The organism is Nocardia araoensis NBRC 100135, assembly GCF_000308435.1.
GTDB lineage: Bacteria > Actinomycetota > Actinomycetes > Mycobacteriales > Mycobacteriaceae > Nocardia > Nocardia araoensis.
The window spans coordinates 1-5,226 of the sequence record NZ_BAFR01000307.1 but is presented as its reverse complement, the minus strand read 5'-3'; the positions used below and the strand labels follow the sequence as shown (position 1 = coordinate 5,226).

General features: G+C 64.6%; 4 protein-coding genes and 3 pseudogenes. 3 read left to right on the top strand and 4 right to left on the bottom strand.

Going from position 1 to position 5,226, the window contains the following annotated elements; translation table 11 throughout:
* On the top strand, positions 1 to 505 hold a 505-nt coding region (locus ON21_RS30840; protein WP_051021512.1), incomplete at its 5' end, for a hypothetical protein.
* Between the two features lie 760 nt (positions 506 to 1,265).
* Here the strand turns inward: ON21_RS30840 and ON21_RS40370 are convergent.
* A pseudogene (locus ON21_RS40370) lies at positions 1,266 to 1,463 on the bottom strand (type II toxin-antitoxin system ParD family antitoxin); the annotation flags it as partial.
* Positions 1,464 to 1,585: 122 nt separating this feature from the next.
* Between ON21_RS40370 and ON21_RS30825 the strand changes: the two are divergent.
* Positions 1,586 to 2,251 carry a hypothetical protein gene (locus ON21_RS30825; RefSeq protein WP_039803856.1) on the top strand — a complete coding sequence of 222 codons (666 nt, stop codon included), beginning with the start codon at positions 1,586 to 1,588 and terminating at the stop codon, positions 2,249 to 2,251.
* A 232-nt stretch (positions 2,252 to 2,483) separates the two neighbouring features.
* Here the strand turns inward: ON21_RS30825 and ON21_RS30820 are convergent, their stop codons facing one another.
* Both ON21_RS30820 and ON21_RS40365 read right to left on the bottom strand, forming a co-directional pair.
* Positions 2,484 to 2,681 carry a hypothetical protein gene (locus ON21_RS30820; protein ID WP_039803855.1) on the bottom strand — a complete coding sequence of 66 codons (198 nt, stop codon included), beginning with the start codon at positions 2,679 to 2,681 and terminating at the stop codon, positions 2,484 to 2,486.
* 96 nt (positions 2,682 to 2,777) lie between these two features.
* Complete coding sequence (locus ON21_RS40365) at positions 2,778 to 3,266, bottom strand: phosphotransferase (protein ID WP_245562806.1); 489 nt, start codon at positions 3,264 to 3,266, stop codon at positions 2,778 to 2,780.
* A 767-nt stretch (positions 3,267 to 4,033) separates the two neighbouring features.
* Here ON21_RS40365 and ON21_RS30810 point away from each other — a divergent pair.
* A pseudogene (locus ON21_RS30810) lies at positions 4,034 to 4,324 on the top strand (recombinase family protein); the annotation flags it as partial.
* Positions 4,325 to 4,393: 69 nt separating this feature from the next.
* Here the strand turns inward: ON21_RS30810 and ON21_RS40360 are convergent.
* A pseudogene (locus ON21_RS40360) lies at positions 4,394 to 4,531 on the bottom strand (IS3 family transposase); the annotation flags it as partial.
* Positions 4,532 to 5,226: the final 695 nt, after the last annotated feature.

Sequence of the window (5,226 nt, the reverse complement as noted above, 5' to 3'; positions counted from 1 at the left end):
CCAGGCCTTCATGTCCGTCTATGGCTCTGGCCAGTTCGACACCGCCGACGGGAACCACGGGATCTGCATCCTGATGCCGCTGCCCAAAGAGAGCATTTACCTCGATGATGAGACCTTCGAAGAGGAGACGGAGAACGCCCGCGGCATCTGGGAGATGCTGGGAGGTCAGGAAGGCCTCGACATCGACCCGCAACACATCCTCGCTTGGGGCGTCACCTCAGGCCCCGACATCCTGTGCTGGCTGACCACCGATCCCGACCCCGACCGGTGGCCGGTCCTGGTTTGCGGCCGACACACCGATGAGACCTTCACGCTCTTTCCCTGCGGCATGGTCGAATTCCTCCGCCGGCTGATCCTGGACGAGCACGACCCCTGCCCTCTCAGCATCGACCTGCAGGGCGACTCGCTGCGCTACGTGCACAGGCTCGAAATACAAAAGCGTGGAGCCGGACACGAACCCCTTCTCTACCAATCGATAACGACAAACCTGCCCGATTCTCGGTGAAAATCTCCGGAACCAGGCCCGCAACGACCGGGCAGCAGGCCGTGAATGGGGCGCGGCAGGTACGCATCCGGCAGGCACCTGAAGCCGAGATCACCGATGGGGCAGCATCGAGCGGCCGGTGTCCGCGGCCCCGATACCGGCCAACTGGGCCGCGCCGGGTACGGCGAGCCCGGTGTCGTACGTCAATCGGCTTCGATGACCGGCCTCGGACCCTGGAAGTCCGGCGGCAAACCGTCCGGGGGAACAGTCCCGCGCACCAACCCCGCGAGATAAGAGGTCAGGTTACCCGCATATCCGCACCAGTCGTCGTTATGACCACTGACTAGAACCGACCACGACGCACTGTCCTCTGTCGATGTCTTCCAATAGAAGTAATCACCCCCGTTGGAACCGCCCAGGGGAACAGTCCGCCCGGCTCGGGGAACGGAACATGACCATGCGACATCCCGGCATCACGAAGCATCGCCAGATCACCCAGTAGCTCCCGCGCGCCGCTGACGAAGTACTTCTCCTCGCCGGGGGACGGAATGCGCACTCCCAGGAAATCGTCCACCGTGAAAGGCGGGTACGCCTCCGCGAGGGCGACGAAGTCCGGAGGCAATAGGATTCCGGTCTCGCGCCGGATGAACTCCCAGTCGATGCTCCGACGTTCGGCCGACCGGATGTCCAGCAAGGCAGGAACGGCCTTTTCCAGTTCTCGCAGACTCAACACATCACCTGACTTCCCGCGACGAACAGGACCCATAGTCCTGGCGATCCGGTCGAACGGCAGGCCCGGGCCGGCGTTCTCCGCCTCGATGAGGGCCTCACGCACCGCGCGCAGTTTGGTCTCACGATCCTCGAGCAACCGCAGGGCAGCACGGACCACGTCACTGACCGAGCCGTAGCGGCCCGAACCGACCTCGGCTTCGATGAACTCGAGGTAGTGGCCGTAAGGGTGAATTCCGACGTCAGTTATCGGTGAATCCTGGCATCACTTGGGCTCGATCAGGGCCTGGTGTATCGGTGCATTTTTACGTCACCTCGGTCGGCGTGTCCGGTCTTGGGCGTGTCATGTCCCATCGAGGCTAGGCTTCCGGGATGAGCACGGCGCAGTCCGACAATCTTCCCGGTGGGCGAGACAAGCGACGACTTGGGGCACGGCTCGCCTGGCATTTGTTTCTCGCCTGCACGGTTGTGTCTTGCCTGGCCTTGCTCGTGCATGCCAGCGACCCGGCCGGCGCCGAGTCGTTGCTGTTGCGAATGTTGTTGATCAGCGCATCGTTTGGGTTGTTCTGCGTCATCATCGGCTACCTGACCCGGGTAGTCGTATCCCGGAGGCTTCGGGTGCCCGAACTCGGTCCCCTGCTTGTGCCTGCGTTGGTGGTTGCGTTCACGGTAGCTGCGTGGAGCACAGACCTACCGATCGCTGTGCGTTGGCAGTTCTCCGAGCACAGCTTCGAAGATGCCGCACGGCAGGTGCGCGATGGTGTCGATCCGCGGACGTTCGAAGGTCACCGGCTCGGCCTCTACCACGTTGACGATTCGGACCATCCGACCTCGAGCATCCGCCGCGACGCCTCGGGTATCCACTTCGCGACCAGCCCCGCAGCGGGCTACTGCTCGAGCGGAGCCGGATTCGCCCAGCTCACCGGCGTCCCTCCCACTAGCGGCGGACTCCATCACCTCAACAGTGACTGGTATTGGTTCTGCTTCGACAGCGGTGGTAAGAGAACAGTGGTGCCAGACCATCCGATCGGGGGATAGCGTTAGGGGCCCCGGAATCCCGATTCTAGAGGTAGGACGTGTTGGTTTCGCCGAAGAAACAGGGCGATAGGACCGCGACAGTGGCGACGGCGGCGGGGTGGGCAGGGGGCCGGGACAAGGGCAGCCGCAGTGACCGGTGGATCGGCCATGGTGCCTCAACTGCATGAAACAAATCCGAGAATGCCTCGAATAGGCGAGACTGCCTCAACTACAACGAGATCGGACGGACATGTCAGTAGGGTTCGTTGTCGAGGTAGCGGTCTGCGGTGGTGGCGCCGCCGAGTATGCCGACGAACCGGTCCAAGTTGGCTCGTAAGTCTGTGAGTGTGTAGCCGTTCGAGCCGACGAACGCGGTGAACGATTGTGTGATGGCCGGGGCGGCGCCGGCGAGCCAGTCGTCGATTGTTAGTGGCCAGTTGAAAATCCCCACTGGCGGCCACTTAGTGGGGAACTATCTGACCGTCGAAGCTATCGTGCGGCAACGGTCTGATGACGGAGTGCGGCGTGACCGGATGTCGCGTTCTCGTTAATCGCGCATCGCCTGGGTTCTCAGCACGTCGACTTCGCAGCCTGGCGAGGTCGGGTCGAAGCCGTGCTCAACTAGCCAGCGAACCCCGAGCAGGCTGCGCAACGACCACCATGCGCGGATCACGGCGAGGTCGACGTCGGTGCCGTAGCCGGCCACGACGTCGGCAAGGTGCTCCTCGTGTCCGAGCGTCAAGGTGGCAAGGTCGTAGAGGGCATCGCCCTGGCCCGCCTCGGACCAGTCGATCACGCCGGTGATCTCGTCACCGATGGCGAAGACGTGGCTGACTTGCAGGTCGCCGTGCGTGAACACCGGGGTCCACGGCCTGAGCGCGGCCTCGGCGGCTCGGCGGTTACGTGCGACCAGGCCTGCGGGAAGGACATCGTTCGTGACGAGCCAGGCACATTCGACGTCGAGCTGCGCCGCCAACTCGTCGAGACCTCGGCCGCTGTGGCCGGGCCATGGTGGCAGCGGTGCGTCGTGCAGCACCCGTATGGGTGGCACCCGCGGCGGCCCATGCCGCCGGCGACGCGGCCGACGGCGCCCCGAGGCGGCCGAGCGCCCTTCCTGGGAGGGCAGCGAGCGCGAGCAGAGGCGGTTTGCGCCACAGGATCTCTGGGGTTGGGATCGGGGCCCGGGCCATCGCTTCGACCTCGGCGTCGGTGCGTGTCTGATCGGCGTCGATTTTCAGGAATACGTCGCCGGCGCGCAGGGTCGCGCGCTCGTGATGGGCGACGATAACTTCGACTTCTTCCACGCTGGAGATTGTCGTGGCGGTGACCACCAATGTCGCCGGGTTCTTGGCGTTTCGGGTGACCGGCCGGGCTTCGCGGAGGGCGGTGCTAAAGACGGTCTGCAATGGGCATCACCGAGCATTCAAGTCGTTGCTAGCAGTGTGCCGGATCGAGTCAGCTGGCCGCCTGTGGGGATTCGGAACAGGCCGTCCCTGGGGAACTTTCGCTGGCCGCTGACAGTCGATGAATGTCAGCATTTCGGCGAGTTCGATCGCGTCGCTGGTGGTGATGCGGAAGTCGAGGCCCTCGGGTGTGCTCACTGGTGACGTGCCTTCCTGTGCTGGTCGGGCGCGGGCCGTCGGTGTGGACGGCCCCGTTGTCTGCCGATCCAGGTTGTCCTGTGGTGTCGTGATTCGCCGATAGCCTGCTGGTCAGGGCACGATTTCCAGTGTCTGCTGAGCATCGGTGAATACCGCTTTCTGCGGTGCGGGTACCTGCGCGGGAATGCTTGTGGCCTGGGCGAGGGCGGTGCGGGTGGAGTTCGTGAAGGAGTCGCTGACCTTTACCGGGGAGGATTCGCCGATGGCGAATCTGCTGCTGTCGGTGATGGGTGCCTTCGCTGAATTTGAGCGCGCCCTCATCCTCGAACGCTAGCGCGAGGGCATCACCGCGTCCAAGGCCCGCGGCGCCTATACCGGCCGCAAACCCGCCCTCACCACCGAACAGGCCGCCCAACTGCGCGCTCGCGCGGCCGCCGGAGTGTCGAAAGCGGCGCTGGCCAGAGAGTTCGGCGTCAGCCGCGAAGCGGTCTACGCCAGAAGACAGGAGAGGCCCCTTCTCGGCCCTGACGCAGTGAGCGGGGATGTGGGTTCGTTCGTACTCTACGGGGCTGAGCATTCCGATCTTCGAGTGTCGCCTTGTCGGGTTGTAGAAGGATTCGATGTAGTTGGAGATCGCGTTCGCCAGTTCCTGACGCGTGGCCCATGCCTTTCGGTCGAGCAACTCCGACGAGGTGCTCACGCTCCCATTCGGCGAGGGCGCGGCACTGCTCGCTCAGCAGCCGGGATCGGTACGCTTTCGCGATCCACTCGGACACCTCGCCGTCGGCCGCGGCCTCGACTTGCGCCCATCAGGACATCGTCGAGACAGTCAGCGGGTAATGGGACTGGCGGTCTCGCTGGTGTGGATGTTCGTGTTCGGCATCGGCGTAGCGTGCCTTCCGAATACCGCACCCGCACACCCCTTGGTGTATGCGAGGACCCGCTGGCCGGCCGGGATCAGAGCCGCTGCTGCCGAGGGACAGGACGCTGCTTCCGGCGCTGAGCAGCAGCGACAAGCAGGATCGACAGGATATTCACTGCGGACTCTCTTTCTCCTGGCCGTCGCCAGGGCATTCTTGGGCCGGTCCGGGAAGGCTCCGAATGCTTCGGCGCCTCGCTGGCGGACCGCTGGGCTGCAGCGCAAACACTCACCACGGTTCGCCGACGGGGTTGCACTGCCCACGTCTGGCAACAACAGCCACCGAGCACGTTCCTCGGCGTGGCCCCCCGGTTACTCTTTCCGGATCGTCGGGTCCTCACTCGTCGGTGCTGTTGCGCTGCGGCCGCGAGATCCGTGGTGCCCGGCGCGCCGCGCCTGGTGACGGGGCTGGTGGGGGTGTGCTGGCACGGTGATGGGTGTGGACGGCGATTACCGGTCGATAACCGATATGGGGG

What these genes read in the sequence shown, in the direction of transcription:
- ON21_RS30825 (WP_039803856.1), top strand. Translation starts at nt 1,586, where the DNA reads ATGAGCACGGCGCAGTCCGACAATCTTCCCGGTGGGCGAGACAAGCGA.